Raw genomic sequence first — 15,914 nt, forward strand, 5'->3', positions numbered from 1 at the left:
GTCACTGGAATGAAAATAAATCAAAAAATATTTTTTCAATTAGGGACAACTATTATCTTTTTTGGTTTGATTGGGATACTAATTAATAATTTGACAATAAATCTAATAAGAACAGGTCTTGGTTTTAACTTTAGCTGGCTTTTTAAACCAGCGAGTTTTGCTTTAGCGGAACACCCCTTACCTTATACCTCTTCAGATAGCTATGCTTGGGCATTATTTATAGGTTGGCTCAATAGCCTAAAAGTAATAGTCTCATCATTATTATTAGCTACTTTATTGGGAATACTTGTAGGCTTTGCAAGAACTGGTAAAAACTCATTACTAGGGCTTTTTTCAGCTGGGTACATTACAATTATTCGCCAAACCCCTCTTTTACTTCAACTTATGTTTTGGTATTTTGTTGGTTTTTTAGGCTTAAAAGATAATGTATTAATCCAGATAAAAGATATATTTATAATTTCAAATCAAGGAATACAGTTATCAGGGTTCAACCTATCTTCAGAGTTTTCAGCGTTATTACTTGGTCTAAGTATATTCACAAGTGCGTATATAGCAGAAGTGATTCGTGGAGGAATACTTTCTGTTCCAAGGGGGCAATGGGAAGCTTATAGAAGCTTAGGAATCTCTGAAAGAAAAGGTCTTATCAGCATCATAATTCCACAAGCCTTACCAGCAATCATTCCAGGATTAACAAGTCAATATCTTAATCTTGCAAAGAATAGCACTTTAGCGATAGCAGTTGGTTACTCAGATATTTATGCAATAAATGATACTATTATTAATCAAACTGGAAGAGCAATCGAATGCTTCCTTATATTGCTTACTAGTTTCTTAGTATTAAATCTATTAATAAGTAATAGCATGGAAATTATCAATAGGATAATTATCAACTCTAGAAAACATAACTAATTGATACTAAATATGACTTTAATTATAAATCTATTCCAAAGACTAAGAAAAACTTTGTTTTCAAGTTTATCCAATAGCATTATTAGTCTAATCTTCATATTGATAATTAGTTTAGTTTGTCTAAATACGTTTAGATGGCTTATATTTAAAGCTAATTGGGCAGTTGTTACATCGAATCTTCCTTTGTTTGCATTTGGTAGCTTCCCAACGAATGAACGATGGAGGCCTGCAACTTGGATTATTATTCTCTTTTCACTCAGTATCATTACAATTTTTGGCCCTGGGTGGAAATGGCTACGCAAAAATCTTTTGATAGCATGGGTAGGCACTATACCCCTTGGTCTTTATTTACTTTATGGGGGACTTGGATTGTCACCTATCATGAGTAGACATTGGGGAGGCTTAACTCTAACTATTCTACTAACTGCCTGTAGTTCTTTGTTGTCATTACCATTGGGAATAGTCTTAGCACTTTGTCGTCAAAGTTCATTACCATTAATTCAGAAGCTAAGTTCATTCTATATAGATGTAATGAGAGCAGTACCTCTTATTGCTGTACTTTTCTTTGGTCAACTATTAATACCTTTATTTCTTCCAGTAGAAATAGAAGTTGATCGTGTATGGAGAGCTATCTTTGCATTCACTCTTTTTGTCTCTGCCTACATAGCAGAAGATATTCGTGGCGGATTGCAGTCAATACCTAACACCCAAATAGAAGCAGCTAATAGTCTTGGCCTTAATCAATTCCAAATCATCCAATTGATATTGATACCTCAAGCCTTACGTATTGCATTACCTGCTTTGACTAACCAATCCATCGGACTTTTTCAAAATACATCTTTAATGGCTATTTTAGGATTAGTAGAGTTACTTGGTGTAGGAAGGAGTATCCTGGCTAATCCAGAATTTATTGGTCAATATATTGAAGTTTATGTTTGGCTAGCATGTGTCTATTGGATGGTTTGTACAATCATGGCTGTTCTAGCAAAACATCTTGAACAAAGAATGACCATTAATCAAGCTAATTTTTGATAATTCATGGAACCTATTGTTGTTGCAAAGAATCTCACTAAGTCTTACACAAAAGGATTACGAGCTCTTGATAATGTTTCTCTGACAGTAAATCAAGGGAAAGTCCTAGTGGTAATGGGTCCCTCTGGCTCAGGAAAAAGTACTCTGATTCGAACCTTTAATGGTCTTGAAACTTTTGACACAGGAGAACTGAATGTTTTAGGAATAACAATTAATTCCATTCATGATGAAAAGAAAATCCAAAAAATAAGAAGAAGAGTAGGAATGGTTTTTCAACAATTCAATTTATTCCCTCATCTGTCAATTCTTGAAAATATCACTCTTGCTCCAATAAATGTTCAAAAACGTCGTCAAATTGAAGCGGAAGAATATGGCATGTATCTCTTAAATCAAATGGGAATAGAATCACATGCAAAAAAATACCCAAGTCAACTTAGCGGAGGAGAACAGCAACGAGTAGCCATAGCTAGAGCGTTAGCATTAAAGCCGGAGTTACTTCTATTTGATGAACCCACTAGCGCTCTAGATCCAGAAAGAATCAATGAGGTGCTCGATGCGATGAGAAGACTTGCTGATCAAGGAATGACAATGGTTGTAGTAACACATGAAATTGGTTTTGCTAAAGACGTAAGTGATCAAGTTTTATTTATGGATTCAGGTAAAGTTATAGAAACATCTCCTCCAAATATTTTCTTTTCTAGTGCAAGACACGAGAGAAGTAGAAAATTTCTAAATCAACTTGATAAACATTAGCAATTGCCAAATCATAATAAAACGAAAAGGAAGATCTAAGCAAAGAGTTATAGAGTAAAGGATTCAACGTCTGGGAAATTTTCACTTGAAAAGAAATTATAAATAATTATTTTTTTGATTAAAGTAGAAATAAAAATAGACCATTAGAATTAAACATCTATAAGAAGTAGATTTTATACTTACGTATAATTAACAAGCAAATAAATGTAATAAAGATAATTTGATTGGTCTGGAAGACTCTGGTAAGACTGACTCTTCAGAAATTGACAAGTCTATGTCTAGCGATAAGTTTTATTAGATTCAAAAGTTAGGTAATGCTGGAAGAGAAGCAAGCGGAATAGAATAAATCAGTCAACACCCTTTCCACACACTGCTTTTTCGCTGAGATCCCATGGCAGCAAAGAAAATCAACTATTGGCTAATGAAGAGTTAAACTTAAGCAGCAGACTATAGTTTGACGGATTTGCTATAATCTATTCAAACTTTATTCAAACTTTTAGTTGAAGATTAAAGAGAAAAAGAAGGTATTAGGAGGACGTGGCGTTGTTCTGACTTATGCGAATGGTAATGCCGTTGGTCAATGGTTCTATAGGGAGAAGATCGAAGGAACTAAAAGATATAGAAACAAGAAACTAGAAGGTGCAGGAAATATTGAGCAAGCTGAAGATATGGCAATGGAAGCCATGATTGCTCTAAGAGAAAATGAACCTCATCACAAATCAAGAGACGCGATACCTCAAGAAAAGATTCCAACTGAAACCCTCACATTGGTTCAACGTGAAGAGAAGTTAATCAGTAGGAAAGAAAGATTAGCCAGAGAAGAGAGAAAGAAAGAGAACCCAAAGATGACGACAGAGAAAGCCTTAGATGATTGGTTAGCTGGACAGAAAAAACGAGTTGATGCTGGAACCTTTGAAGGGAACAGTTACTTAGCTAAGTACCATGCAGCTCTACATCTCAAAAGCTATCTCAAGTACAAGAAAATATTCTTCACCTCTCAGATCTCAACAGGTACATTTGACGAATATATCGAATTTAGGTTCCAGAAAACTAAAAGAAGAATCGTCATCCACAGAGAGCTAGCCGTCATAGGTGAATGGATTAAAAGCTACCTAGTTAGATTCAAATATATTCCAGCTCATCTATGGCTTGATGGTCAGTTCTTACCCCGTATTGAAGTAAGGCAAATAGATAAAGATGCTAACCCTGCTATCAATCCAGACGACTGGAAAGTCATCCTTGATTACACAAGGGATGTGTGGAGGAAACAGGCTTACGAGCCAACTCTAATGACGACGAGCAATCAATTTCATAAGAACATTCGTACACAAAGAAAGTCTGAGAAAAAGAGTATCTGGTTTAGAGAAATGTTCTGGCATTGGATATTAGTTGCGAAGAAAACAGGCATGTCACCCGAAGAGATTTGCAAACTTAAATGGAAGAATGTGGAGATTAGAGATGTTGGAAGATATAGCCAGTCCAAGGCAGAGCAAGAGATATATGACCTAGAGCAAGAGGGTATTGAAGTTATCCCTTCTCTCCACGATCCGAAGTCTGGAGATTGGATTGCTGACCCTAGCCACATAGGAAGAGAGGAACGATTAATCGCTTACATCTCAACCATCAGAAAGAAAACATCCCAGCCTAGAGAGATCCCATGCAACCTTGGAACTGAGTTCAGAAGATGGATGAAATTCTTGAAGACATCAGGGTATGTAATCCGTGGAGATGACTATGTCTTTGCTCAGGTTCATAACGAAATGAAGCAACCAAGCCAAGCCAGAATTAGACAAGCTTGGAGAAAGATTGTTGATGGATTAATGCTTGAAGGGAAGTTAAAGGGACATAAATTCTCTGATCGTAAGTACACCCTTTACAGCATGAGATCAACTTTTATTGAAGACCACTTACTCAAAGGCACAGATATATTTCTGCTTGCAAGAGTCTCAGGTCATAGCGTGAAAACACTAATGGATACGTACGAAAGAATGGATATTAGAGAAAGAGCAAAAGAACTGACAGATATTGACTACGGGAAGAGAAAGAATGTCCCTCAAATCATCAACTTATTTGAGGAGTAAATCTCAGATCTTTCTTAACTCGACACACCGACACAAGCATGAAATATATCCAAGAGCATTACTTCCATTACAGAGCAGATGAGTCCACAGAGATTCTTGGTAAAGGGAGGAAGATTAAGCCAGCAGAGGAAAGTTTGAGGTGGATTAGGTCAGGCTAGTAACAAATTAGAGAATATTGCTAGAAAACTAGATTAGCTAGTACAATTGTCAAAAGGCTTTGTTGATAGTAACTGGAAGCGGATGAGTACATACAGGATTGAAGGGACAAATGGAAGAGATGAAGTAGATACTTATTGGTATGCAGGCGGAACTTCAAATGGATGGACGGTTACGTATGGCTGGGCGATGGGATATCAACAGTATTACGTCTGGGGATACGGAGGAGACGATATTCTAAAAGCCTCATTCATAGGTAACGAGAATTGGAATAGATGGGATACTTTGTATGGGATGGATGGCAATGATCACTTCGTAACCGCCTCTCGTGATTCAGGAAGATCGACACTAGGTATTTATGGTGGATCAGGTCAAGATTATCTACAAATTCTAGGTAATATTAATGTTGATTACAGCCTTAGCTTTAAACAAGATAACTTAAACCCAGGTGGAAACTGGTGGTACCTTAATTACTATGCAGGAGACTATGTAAGAATTTATGTAAGTGAAGATATTGAATATATAACTTTAAAAAATGAAAATAATGAAGATAGGTATTATTTAACAGAAGATCTAGCAAAAAACCTCAACTTTGGATCTAACGGTAATTTAAATCATGTTACTTGGGACGAAGTACAAGCAAGAACATCTGGAAATGCTTCTGATTGGTATTCAAAAGGTTTAAATACATATAGCTTTTTTCATGGAAATCAATTAAGTAATTCGATAAAAAGTACTAACTATAATTATTATGGAACCTCAGGAATTGATAATATAAAAGTACAAAATTTAGAGAATACATATTCTAATAAATCGGGCTTTAATATATATGCAGGAAATGGAAATGATGTAATAGAATCCATTATTGGCCAACCTAAAAATAGAACTGATTATATATATGGACAAAATGGAGATGATACTATCACTATAAGCTCTCAATTTGTACCAAATGCATATGGATATATATCAGGAGGACTTGGAACAGACAGTTTGCTAATTAGTGGGAAAATTGGAATAAATCAACCCAGTTTTAGTCGCAACAATTCAGGAGAAACAGTATTAACTTTTATAATTGATCCCCTAGATTCTTACCCTGAATATAGCTCTTCAACGATACATTTAACGATCTCAGATGATATTGAATCTATTGTATTTACTGATCCTAATATAGTAGCTAATGGAATAATTAACGGAACTCCACTTTCGGTTATCGAACAACAGATAGAGAACGATTATAAAATATATCTTACAGAGGATATTGCGAATGGAAGGATTAGAAGAGTAACTCTTGAAGAAAATGATTACAGAACTAAAGGATCAAATTCAGATTGGAAATATAAAGGGTTAGATACATATACTTCTTACATCAATTCACTTAATTCAAAGCCAACTGATATTTTCCTTTCAGTAAGTTCATTTAATGAAAATATTTCCGCTAATTCAACAGTAGCAACATTGACAACGGAAGATTCAAATACTTCAGACACGCATACCTATACACTCACAGATGAGAATACAAACAATGACAATCAATATTTCCTAATTTCAAATAACAAGTTAAAAATTAAAGAATCACCAAATTATGAAACTAAGTCGACTTATAAAGTCAGTCTCAGAACTACCGACAATCAGGATAATACATTTGAAAAAGATTTTAACTTATCAGTCATAGATCAAAATGATGCGCCGACAAATTGGAATATGTCAAGCGTTACTTTTGACGAAAATATTAAAGCCGGAAGTGTAATAGCAACACTTACTGGGGTTGATGAGGATGCATTAGATACTCATACTTTTCAATTCGTTTCTAGTCCTGAATATGGACCTGACAACCAATACTTTTCAATTGTCGGAAACAAAATGATAATTAATCATTCTCCTGATTTTGAAACAAAATTTCTATATACCATCCAGTTTGAGGCGATTGATAATTCAGGTCTCAGCACTGGTCCTTTATGGAGATTTTTAGGAGTCAATGATCTTGAAGAGACTAGCAATACAATTACAAATTCATCCGACACCATTACTGGTAGCTCAGGAGAAGATGAGATTAATGCTTTAGGAGGTGCAGATAAAATTACAGGTGGAAAAGGAGATGATGTGATTGATGGCGGAGCAGGTTCCGATACTTCTATCTACACAGGTAATTTTTCTGATTATTCCTTTAATAGAACTGCAAGCTCTATTCAAGTAGCTGATCAACGGACAGGAACAAATGATGGGACAGATACACTTTCCAATATTGAATACATTCAGTTTGCAGATCAAACCGTAGAAGAATCAAAAGTCGATATTGTTAAAACCTATAGCGGCAACTTTAGTGATTACAAGTTCTACAACAAAGGTAATGGTGTCTATCAAATAAAAACAGACTCTGGTTATGACGACATCACAGGTCTTCCACTATTGACCTTTACAGGGGAAGCAATAACAAGTTCCTTTAGAGACGTTAGTGCCATCGTTGATATCAAAGGAACATTTGATCAAGTCACGGGTTTAAATACAGACTCAGGACGTATGTTCCGTTTATATAACGCATCGTTTAAGCGATTACCTGATGCTGATGGATTGGAGTATTGGATTAATCAGTTCAGTTCTGGAGCAAACTCCATCAGAGTCGTTGCATCATCATTTCTAGGTTCAGCTGAATTTGCTGAGCGATATGGAGATAACGTGTCTGATTCCACCTATGTGAATACTCTCTATAAAAATGTCCTAGGGAGAGATGCTGATACAGGAGGCTTAAACTATTGGTTAGGACAGTTAGATAGCGGAGCAGAAACAAGATATGAAGTACTATTAGGGTTTGCTGAATCAGCTGAAAACAAAGCTCTCTTCACTGAAATGACTGGGTTTGCTTAACCAATGAACAAACTCTTACTACTAGCCCTAACCGCCACACTCATCTTCCCCACCCCATCACAATCAGACACCAATCACTTTGGTGCAGGAGGAATCTTTGAATTAGATCTAGGCGATAGCGAGATACCTTTGACACCGAAGCAAGAAAGAGAAAAAAAGCTTTTAGAAGAGCAGTTGAAGAAGAAGAAAAAGCAACAGTCACTAGATCAATAATCTTGCCTTGAGACTATTCCTTTCATATCATCAACTTATTTGAGGAGTAAGTGTCATATTCTTCTTAACTCTATAAACAGAAAGACCTAATCTTTCAGCAATCCACTTATAGGATCTTCCATCTTTCCTTAGTCGATAGACAGTCTCTTTCTCTGACTCGCAAAAACGAGCAAAGACAATAAAAGGCACGAGCAGTAGGACTACCACCCATACCAAAAGGCATGTGGTGTTCATGGTTCTAAGTGTTTAAATACTTTGTGGCTAGTCCTGCAGAGAACGGACTGAGCAACGAAATAACCAAACAACTGGATCACGTATCTACTCCATGCAAAATCGCCTACAAGAGACCTTAGGCAACTTTAGGTAGATGTAGTCACACAATCTTACAAGCGCCCTAGGAGCGATTTATCGTGGAAGGTTGGCGGTCAGTCATGTATACAGGCAGTAGGAGCCGCTTTTTAGTAAGGATAATTTATCCTCTTTGAGCTTTCGTATTCATCGAAGTCCTCAAGATCTGGCTTGTATTTAAAGGCTAGATCTTTAATTTTCTCCCTGAACTCACGCCACTCTTCTCGGCTATAGATTTGGCTTGCAATTGCATTTACGTAATATGTGATCTCTGAAACTTTCGATGCATGATCCAGTCTGTTATCCAAGCTGATATCACCAACAGGAGAGAAGCTACTGACTATTTTCCTATCGACACAAGTTTCAAGGAATAGTCTCTCGTACTCATTCTTAGCAGCAACGAAATAAGCCTTTCCCATGACTAAAAAGCTGACTAATCAAATACTAATGTTTTTTGGTCAGTCATATATACAGAGGAGAGGGAAATTTTATTGTGTTACGTATACAGGGAGAGCAAGTCGTCATCTATACAGGGAAGAGCGAGTCGTCACATATACAGGGAGGCAACAAGACCTCTTTATGTGACTGAAGAATTTCAAGTCTACCCTTATACAAGGGGAGAAAGGGTACCCCTTACTATACAGGGGAAGACCTAAGACCTCTTTCTATGACACGCTTCTTTGGGGTGCGTCACGTATACAGGGAGAAACACGGGCGGACCTATACAAGGGAGACAACAAATCCATAGTCTCTGACTGAAGTCTTGCGGTCAGTTACATATACAGGGAGAAGAGGTCAGTTATATATACAGGAAGACCTCCAAACCCCAGTGTTTCTATAGGAGCGAAGCGACTATCTAACTCTGAGCTAATCGAGGCGGAGCCGAGATAGCGAAGGTTGATTACTAAGACAACATCTCTAACTATCACTAACCCAACCTCTCTAACAAGTCGGTATAGATGATATCCATATCTACAGTAGATACTTATATCTCCTATACAGACATCAATGAATAATTAATGAAACGATGAATCTATCAATTGAACCAACTAACGAATTAAACTATCAAGCACAAGAACAACTTAAAGATTTAAATAACAGACTTAATCCGTACCTCGAACAATATGATAACTGTAGAAAAAGTATTGTAGAAACATATAGAGACTGGAAGACTTCAGCTAACAAAACAGCGATAGCATTTGCTGAGCCGTTTATAGAAGAGATAGGAATAAGCAAAGGTTATTTAAGCAAGTTAAATCAGATAGATAAATTTAAAGCTGACTACAAAAAACTAGGCTGGCAGGATGATTTCCTTGATTGGTTTGACTCTCATGGGACTGAGAAATGCTATCTACTTAGTAAGGCTGGTTTAGATAAGGCATCTCAATTACATATGAGTAATGAGAAAGTTTCGTTGAGAAACTTGAAAGAATACATCAAGGCTTCAAAGACAGTAGAACCACAAGAAGAGACTCTATCCATTCCAAATGATGATGATCTATTAGCAATGAATAACCAGAGACTAGAAACTGAGAAAAGTTTAGATATCTCTGAATTTGAATCAAAACTTAGGCTGTTACTAATACAAAAAATGGAAGAGCGAGATAAAAACAAAAGACTTCAACAATTAAATCTACTTACACCAACCAAAACAACTAACTAAATGGTAACTACTTCTCAAAGACCAAAGCACAACAGCTACACAGTAAACGCACGTTTAGACAACGGTGCATACAACTCAATGATCTCACTCATGAACTATGCAGGCTATCCAGACATCTCTTCATTTGTAAGAGAAGCTGTCTTAATTAAGTGCAAAGACATTGCTAACGAAGTAGCAGTGATGATGGAAGACAGAGTGATTGACAACAAGCATTCAAACTACAGACCAATTGAATACATGGCTAAGTAAACGCCTGACATTAATGAAAACAACGAAAACAAATTAAACATTATGAGTACGTCATACAGACCCTTTCCGCTAGCGATCAAGGTGTCTACACGAATAAGAATTAGTGAAGAGGAAAGACAAAATCTAATTACTTCTTACAACCAACAACTTGAGGAAGGAGACCTAATCAACCACAAGCTAGGGATGAATAACTCAACCTTCTTAGAGCTTGTTAAAGGAAGGGATTCGGTCTCTATCCCATTTATGCTAAAGATTCAAAATGCTTTAGGTATTGAGATTGTCAGCAAAGATAGGCTGACACAAAGTTGTAGAGAATACATCAACTTTATATTTCACAAAACAAACTCATCAAACAATGGAAATCAACAAGCAGTTAAAGATTCAATCAAACAATGCTCCTTCAAAGAAGAAGGGACTATTAATAGCTTCAGTCCAAAAGAAATCACCATTAAAGATAAAATATTTCAAATAAATAGCTAACTTAAAGTAGACATATTTTAAAAGCAGATAACAGAAAAGGTTAAAATGGTTCTCCTTTAGGAGAAAATCTTTCTGTATATAACTGGTCCCATCCAACTTCTGAAAGCCTTTCGATTAAATTATGATATTTAGTCAAATAAGAACTTATATCATTTTTTTGTCTATATCTATACTCAGATACTCCATTACGAGAACTGTATTGTTCAGGAATATTATCCACATAGGCATTCATAGTTTCAAACAAAATCATTTGCTCTATAACCCACGCTTCACATCTAGCAAAAAGAGGTGAAGTAAATAAATAAGACTTATACTCGCCACTCAATTTCCTTGCATTCAAGTCATTAGTAATTCCAGGTTTTATAAAATCATCATCAATTTCAGCAATGTAAAAATGGCAGCCTTCATTTGCATACGTATCATTTTTTAAAAATGATAAATAATTATCTTGTCCTTTAGGCATACATCCACAACTTGAAGTATGACCTGCCATTAGCAGCTGAGATTGTGTTACGTGAGTCCTTCCACAATCACATTCACATAGAACCATTCTTTGCTGATATTTATTGGTACCCCAATCTCTTTTTATCGTCAGTAATCCAAATTTCTTATCTTTAATTTTTTCCCAGAACTTCTTATTTTTTCTGAGTGATCTATCTCTTTGAGCACATACATTACATGCCTTAACTTTTTCCTTTAATTCCTGAGCGCCAACTATATGGGGTTCTCTACCACATGCACATTGCACCCGCCAATGAGCATCAGTATCTTTAATGCCATACTTTTTCTTATTTAAAATCAGCTCAAGAACCGTTAATTTGCTGCCAGGAGGCTGCCATCCAGTCAGATCTTCGGTAATGCTGACCTTAAAACAATCAGGACAGCCATATCCCTCAATATGACTATTCGGGATAATGTCAAATTCTCCGTTACGCTCTTCATTATGACCTTCGACTTTACATATCACAGCAACTTTTTTATGAGCACCCTTATATCTGACTTTTGAATAATCATACCTCTCTCCATGTTTCTCTTTGAATTGTCTAATAACTTGTTTTTGAGTTTTTCTTTTTGCTTTATTTAACTCTAAAGTGTGCCTCCTCATCTTGTCTTTTCCACACTTAGGACAACCTGTATTGGATATTTTTTTACATGTATGGGTTGATGGTTTTATCGGAATAAATCCATGAACTGGACAACCAATTATGACTTCCTCATCTTTGGTTTGATATTCAACTTTGCTGTAATCATATTTACCTCCCCATCTCTCTTCTGCTATACAAATCCATTCCTCAGTTGTATATCTTCTGTTCAGTTGTTTTTTTTTAGGCACTAATATCTCCTCTTCCCAGTCCAGCTATACAACAACCAAATTACAAACCCAACCATAAACAATGGCAGAAAGCTATCAATAAATACATAGGCTGCATAGACGATTAATGGAAAGAAGATGACACGTTTGATATTAAGACGTCTACGTCTAGATAGCTTCTTGAATGGCTTTAGAAAAAAGCATTTCAAAATTCTGAATTAATATGGACTATAAAGTCCTGGAGATCTATATGGTCTGTAATTTTGTTGAGGATGAGGTTTATAATTTGGTATATATTGCTGTTTGTATTGTTCACGCTGTCTTTGATTGTATTCATATTGATTATTTAAATTTCTCTGAGTCTGTCGTTGAAATTGATTTTGAGCAGGACCTGGATAAGATTGATTATTACCGCCTGCACCTGCAAGACCACGAACTAGCTTTCTTAAGAATCCATTACCTTTCTTCCTAGTGGTAGTTGTAACTCTTTTGTTTTTTATTTGAGAACCAGAGTTGTAAGTTCTCCCTTTACATTTGGTGTAAATATCATGAAAATGATTTGACCCAGAAGAGGCTCTTGCCTTTTCAAGGCATGCTTCATGAGAAGAGGTTGATGACCTAACTGTATTAAGAGATCGGGAAGGTTTTTTGTCAGTATTAATGGCTGTCTCTTTGAATGCATTACTGCAATAAGTTGATTTATATTGTTCTCTTCCGCTTGAATTTCCTAGTTCACCAGCTCTTTTAAAATCCATACAGGCAGACTTTTCTGAGTACTGGCCAGAATATCTTTTTGCTAAACCTAGATTTAAATATCCTAACGAATAGTTCGAATCAAATTCAATAGCTTTTGTATAGTCATTAATTGATCCAGTGTAATTTTTTAAAAAATATTTTGAATTACCTCTGTTCAGATACAAAGATTTTGAATTTGGATTTATTTCAATAGCTTTTGTATAATCATCAATTGCTCCATAGTAATCATTTACATCGTACTTAGCAGATGCTCTGTGAGTATAGACAAGATTATAATATGGATCAATTTCTAAAGCTTTTGTGTAGTCATAAATCGCACCTCGGTGATTTTTAAGCTTAGATTTTGAATAGCCTCTATAAAAGTAGGCTTTACTATAATTTGGATTTATTTCAATAGCTTCTGTGAAATCATTTATAGCCCCTTGATAATTATCTAGTGCAAATTTCGCTCCTCCTCGATAGTAATAGACACGCTTATAATTCGGATCAATTTCAATAACTTTTGTATAATCATCTATAGCTCCATTATAGTCTTTTAATTTATTTCTTGACCATGCTCGAGCAGCATATGCCTCTGCATAATCGGATTTAAGTTCAATGGCTTTTGTTAAGTCAGAAATAGAGGATTTATAATCTTTTAAATCTTTTTTTACGTAACCTAGAATAAAATAACCTTCCTCCGAATCTGGATTTAATTCAATTGCTTTTGTTGCATCCGAGATGGCTCCATAATGATCAGATATATCAGACTTTGCAACAGCTCTATATAAATAAGCATCAACATATTTTTGATTAATTTCAATTGCTTTTGTGTAGTCATCTATTGCACCTTGATAATCTTCTTCAGCAAATTTGTCCTTTCCACTTTTCAAAAGGTCTTCAGCTCTATTCCAAAACAAACCAAAGGCAATATTATTTTTTGGTACATTCTGCCATTCTTTTAATTGTGTACTAGCAAAGTTCTCAGCCATTACGGGCGAAGAGAGAGCAAGTATTAGCGGTGCGAGTACGATCCTTCGCATGAGAATGACAAGTCTTATCTCTATCCTGATGACCATTTTGAATGAATATTTCTAGATGACACTAGATTGTCTAGTTTTCTACAAACCTTGAAAAGATTCAAAGAATCCCAGAGACAACCAGCATCTGCCTAATAACCACGCCAACAACACAGAAAAGGATTACTCGGCTTAAGACATAAAAGGGGAGGTTGTTCATGTCAATTGATATTCGATCAATACTCTTGTTTTGGCTATGAAAGTTCTTCTTCTCGAGCCTTAATTAGATCAATATTGTTTCGGTGAAAATAACGAGCCATTATCTCAATTGTTTCGGAACGATTCCATTGACCTTTATCAGACAAATTACTTGATAAATCACTCAAGACCTCCCATCCATCGTCACTGAGGCTTAAGGTCCGTTGACGCTTTTTGCTGTTCCAATGTGAACGTAATTCACTAGGTATCTTCTTAGATCGACTTTTTTGTTGATTAGGTTTATTAGAAGTTTTTCTTCTTTGATTAATGATTGCCTCGACTTCCGATTTAAAGTTATTCATGAGATTCTACCTAATTGAGTAGCAACAATTGAAGCAACATTTGAATCCCATATTTCGTCTTCTGTGACGTTGCAAAGTTCTGAAAGAGCAGTCAATTGCGGCACGATCGAATCACCACTAACCGTTTTACCTAAGACTAAATCTTCAATTATTGGACATTTTTTCTTGAGAGAATCCATTTCATCAAACCAATCAATCCCTGCAGAGGATAGTTTCAATCTGAGATATTTACCTAAACTTTTAGAGACAGACTTCTCAATTTCTGAAGGAATATTTCTTGAATTTAACTTCATATCTACCAATCCAGAGAAAACTTTAAAGACATCAACTGGACCCATTGGTGATCCATCTAGATTTCGAAGAAGCAGCTTCCCCTCCCACAAGTGCTTGAGATTAGATGGACATTTAGGACCTTTTGGCAAAACTTTTATCCCTTGACTTCTTGCCATTGCTAAGTTTAGTTCACCAATAATGAGAAAAAGTTTTGGAGATGGTTCTTTAAGTGTATTTTTTTGGAGCCCAGAAATTTGAGAACTGTGAAGGGCTGGCACTTTGCAAACTTCTTTAGATAGCAGAATTAATTCAGGCTGTGAAAATTGGCGAGAAAAAACCCTGAACAACCTGCTGTGCTGATCTTTTCCGAAGATGAGATTTTCATCAATATTCCGATTCTTTCCAGGAGGTTCGGGCTTCGCCGGACTTGACTTAACTGAGGATGGCATTCTCGAATAACGGATCTAAGACTTGTAACTTACTTAGGTTATAAGCGGATGAGCTCTCAATGTTTGCATATTGAAATAATTAAGTTATCTGCTGACTAATACTTAATGAAGTTATCAATTAATTCGGTCAACAAGTCTTCCCAGGAGAATCTGAAATGCCTTCTTAGCCGTCCTCCTATGGACTTAAGGAAGGTGCGTATCACTAGAGGATTAAAGAAGTCTGGGTATCTTTTTGGAGCAAGTCTTCTGTAATACCATTGCATTTCTTGGCAATTAAGAAGTTAATCAAAGGTGCAGTTATTTTAAAAACTTCATTTGAAGTAGGAATCGAAGAAAAGCCAGCCTCACGAATGGAATCTAACAGTGGTTTTTCTAAGCCTTGTTGAGTTCCAACTTGATCGCCAAGGTATTCCCACCCCTTTCTTTCATGCTCTTTCAATCTTCTTTCAAGGGTGTTTGTGTAGCCCACCATTAACCAGTTTTCTATCTTATGCCTAAGAAAATAAACTCTTAGTTGCTCTTTGTCGTCACGGTATTTCTTATCTTCCAGTTGATTTTTAATGATATGGCGATTCTGATAGAAAATTGTCAGAAGCATTTGATGAGTATTGCCATCTTCTAATTTTCTTCTAAACGAATCAATATCTATCAACTCATCTACAGGAGGATCTATCGTCTCAAACTTTAAGTCGTCTTTAAAATCTTTATAAGCAGCACTATTCGTTTTATGTCTTTCATAGGTGGTTCCATTCTTCATGGCTTTCAGCGAAGTTCGATTTAACAAATAACATACACCACTTTTCTACGATTTAGAAAAACA

General features: G+C 35.9%; 16 protein-coding genes. 9 read left to right on the forward strand and 7 right to left on the reverse strand.

All coding sequences use genetic code 11. From position 1 onward, the window contains the following. Positions 1 to 9: 9 nt before the first annotated feature. The 6 genes from AC6EI2_RS05805 to AC6EI2_RS05830 all read left to right on the forward strand — a co-directional run bounded on the left by AC6EI2_RS05805 (position 10) and on the right by AC6EI2_RS05830 (position 8,006). Entirely contained in the window at positions 10 to 909 is a 900-nt protein-coding gene (locus AC6EI2_RS05805) for an ABC transporter permease subunit (RefSeq protein ID WP_498463437.1), read from the forward strand. 12 nt (positions 910 to 921) lie between these two features. Further along, positions 922 to 1,941 carry an amino acid ABC transporter permease gene (locus AC6EI2_RS05810; protein ID WP_498463438.1) on the forward strand — a complete coding sequence of 340 codons (1,020 nt, stop codon included), beginning with the start codon at positions 922 to 924 and terminating at the stop codon, positions 1,939 to 1,941. 6 nt (positions 1,942 to 1,947) lie between these two features. After that, positions 1,948 to 2,694, forward strand: a complete 747-nt coding sequence (locus AC6EI2_RS05815; RefSeq protein WP_498463439.1) for an amino acid ABC transporter ATP-binding protein — start codon at positions 1,948 to 1,950, stop codon at positions 2,692 to 2,694. Between the two features lie 500 nt (positions 2,695 to 3,194). Further along, a complete protein-coding gene (locus AC6EI2_RS05820; RefSeq protein WP_498463440.1) occupies positions 3,195 to 4,775 on the forward strand; it encodes a site-specific integrase in 1,581 nt (526 codons plus the stop codon). A gap of 240 nt (positions 4,776 to 5,015) precedes the next feature. After that, complete coding sequence (locus tag AC6EI2_RS05825) at positions 5,016 to 7,793, forward strand: DUF4214 domain-containing protein (RefSeq protein ID WP_498461423.1); 2,778 nt, start codon at positions 5,016 to 5,018, stop codon at positions 7,791 to 7,793. Positions 7,794 to 7,796: 3 nt separating this feature from the next. Further along, positions 7,797 to 8,006 (forward strand): hypothetical protein, encoded by a 210-nt coding sequence (locus AC6EI2_RS05830; protein WP_498461424.1) that lies wholly within the window; start codon positions 7,797 to 7,799, stop codon positions 8,004 to 8,006. A 30-nt stretch (positions 8,007 to 8,036) separates the two neighbouring features. Here the strand turns inward: AC6EI2_RS05830 and AC6EI2_RS05835 are convergent, their stop codons facing one another. Together AC6EI2_RS05835 and AC6EI2_RS05840 are read right to left on the reverse strand one after the other, a co-directional pair. After that, positions 8,037 to 8,240, reverse strand: coding sequence for a hypothetical protein (locus tag AC6EI2_RS05835; protein WP_498461425.1), 204 nt, complete (start codon positions 8,238 to 8,240; stop codon positions 8,037 to 8,039). Positions 8,241 to 8,464: 224 nt separating this feature from the next. Further along, positions 8,465 to 8,773, reverse strand: a complete 309-nt coding sequence (locus AC6EI2_RS05840; protein WP_498461426.1) for a hypothetical protein — start codon at positions 8,771 to 8,773, stop codon at positions 8,465 to 8,467. 608 nt (positions 8,774 to 9,381) lie between these two features. Here AC6EI2_RS05840 and AC6EI2_RS05845 point away from each other — a divergent pair. From AC6EI2_RS05845 to AC6EI2_RS05855, 3 genes are all read left to right on the forward strand, one after another. Then, positions 9,382 to 10,017, forward strand: a complete 636-nt coding sequence (locus AC6EI2_RS05845) for a hypothetical protein (RefSeq protein ID WP_498461427.1) — start codon at positions 9,382 to 9,384, stop codon at positions 10,015 to 10,017. Continuing rightward, on the forward strand, positions 10,018 to 10,266 hold the full coding sequence (locus AC6EI2_RS05850) for a hypothetical protein (protein WP_498461428.1): 249 nt from the start codon (positions 10,018 to 10,020) through the stop codon (positions 10,264 to 10,266). It abuts the gene before it with no gap. Between the two features lie 81 nt (positions 10,267 to 10,347). After that, the gene (locus AC6EI2_RS05855; RefSeq protein ID WP_498461429.1) at positions 10,348 to 10,746 is read left to right on the forward strand and encodes a hypothetical protein; all 399 of its coding nucleotides are present in this window, start codon (positions 10,348 to 10,350) and stop codon (positions 10,744 to 10,746) included. A gap of 40 nt (positions 10,747 to 10,786) precedes the next feature. On the opposite strand, the gene AC6EI2_RS05860 is transcribed toward AC6EI2_RS05855, so the two are convergent. The 5 genes from AC6EI2_RS05860 to AC6EI2_RS05880 all read right to left on the reverse strand — a co-directional run bounded on the left by AC6EI2_RS05860 (position 10,787) and on the right by AC6EI2_RS05880 (position 15,851). Further along, on the reverse strand, positions 10,787 to 12,079 hold the full coding sequence (locus AC6EI2_RS05860; RefSeq protein WP_498461430.1) for a DUF723 domain-containing protein: 1,293 nt from the start codon (positions 12,077 to 12,079) through the stop codon (positions 10,787 to 10,789). Positions 12,080 to 12,276: 197 nt separating this feature from the next. Then, a complete protein-coding gene (locus tag AC6EI2_RS05865) occupies positions 12,277 to 13,836 on the reverse strand; it encodes a tetratricopeptide repeat protein (RefSeq protein ID WP_498461431.1) in 1,560 nt (519 codons plus the stop codon). A gap of 230 nt (positions 13,837 to 14,066) precedes the next feature. Further along, positions 14,067 to 14,372 (reverse strand): hypothetical protein, encoded by a 306-nt coding sequence (locus tag AC6EI2_RS05870; RefSeq protein WP_498461432.1) that lies wholly within the window; start codon positions 14,370 to 14,372, stop codon positions 14,067 to 14,069. After that, the gene (locus tag AC6EI2_RS05875) at positions 14,369 to 15,094 is read right to left on the reverse strand and encodes a DUF8644 domain-containing protein (protein WP_498461433.1); all 726 of its coding nucleotides are present in this window, start codon (positions 15,092 to 15,094) and stop codon (positions 14,369 to 14,371) included. Before AC6EI2_RS05875 ends, AC6EI2_RS05870 begins: the two co-directional genes overlap by 4 nt. Before the next feature lie 202 nt (positions 15,095 to 15,296). Beyond that, positions 15,297 to 15,851, reverse strand: a complete 555-nt coding sequence (locus tag AC6EI2_RS05880; RefSeq protein ID WP_498461434.1) for a hypothetical protein — start codon at positions 15,849 to 15,851, stop codon at positions 15,297 to 15,299. Positions 15,852 to 15,914: the final 63 nt, after the last annotated feature.

Source organism: Prochlorococcus sp. MIT2302 (genome assembly GCF_059772385.1).

Coding starts and splice junctions, on each gene's coding strand:
- AC6EI2_RS05830 (WP_498461424.1), top strand. CDS start 7,797: ATGAACAAACTCTTACTACTAGCCCTAACCGCCACACTCATCTTCCCC.
- AC6EI2_RS05840 (WP_498461426.1), bottom strand. CDS start 8,773: ATGGGAAAGGCTTATTTCGTTGCTGCTAAGAATGAGTACGAGAGACTA.
- AC6EI2_RS05870 (WP_498461432.1), bottom strand. CDS start 14,372: ATGAATAACTTTAAATCGGAAGTCGAGGCAATCATTAATCAAAGAAGA.
- AC6EI2_RS05835 (WP_498461425.1), bottom strand. CDS start 8,240: ATGAACACCACATGCCTTTTGGTATGGGTGGTAGTCCTACTGCTCGTG.
- AC6EI2_RS05825 (WP_498461423.1), top strand. CDS start 5,016: ATGAGTACATACAGGATTGAAGGGACAAATGGAAGAGATGAAGTAGAT.
- AC6EI2_RS05845 (WP_498461427.1), top strand. CDS start 9,382: ATGAATCTATCAATTGAACCAACTAACGAATTAAACTATCAAGCACAA.
- AC6EI2_RS05805 (WP_498463437.1), top strand. CDS start 10: ATGAAAATAAATCAAAAAATATTTTTTCAATTAGGGACAACTATTATC.
- AC6EI2_RS05865 (WP_498461431.1), bottom strand. CDS start 13,836: ATGCGAAGGATCGTACTCGCACCGCTAATACTTGCTCTCTCTTCGCCC.
- AC6EI2_RS05810 (WP_498463438.1), top strand. CDS start 922: ATGACTTTAATTATAAATCTATTCCAAAGACTAAGAAAAACTTTGTTT.
- AC6EI2_RS05850 (WP_498461428.1), top strand. CDS start 10,018: ATGGTAACTACTTCTCAAAGACCAAAGCACAACAGCTACACAGTAAAC.
- AC6EI2_RS05815 (WP_498463439.1), top strand. CDS start 1,948: ATGGAACCTATTGTTGTTGCAAAGAATCTCACTAAGTCTTACACAAAA.
- AC6EI2_RS05875 (WP_498461433.1), bottom strand. CDS start 15,094: ATGCCATCCTCAGTTAAGTCAAGTCCGGCGAAGCCCGAACCTCCTGGA.
- AC6EI2_RS05880 (WP_498461434.1), bottom strand. CDS start 15,851: ATGAAGAATGGAACCACCTATGAAAGACATAAAACGAATAGTGCTGCT.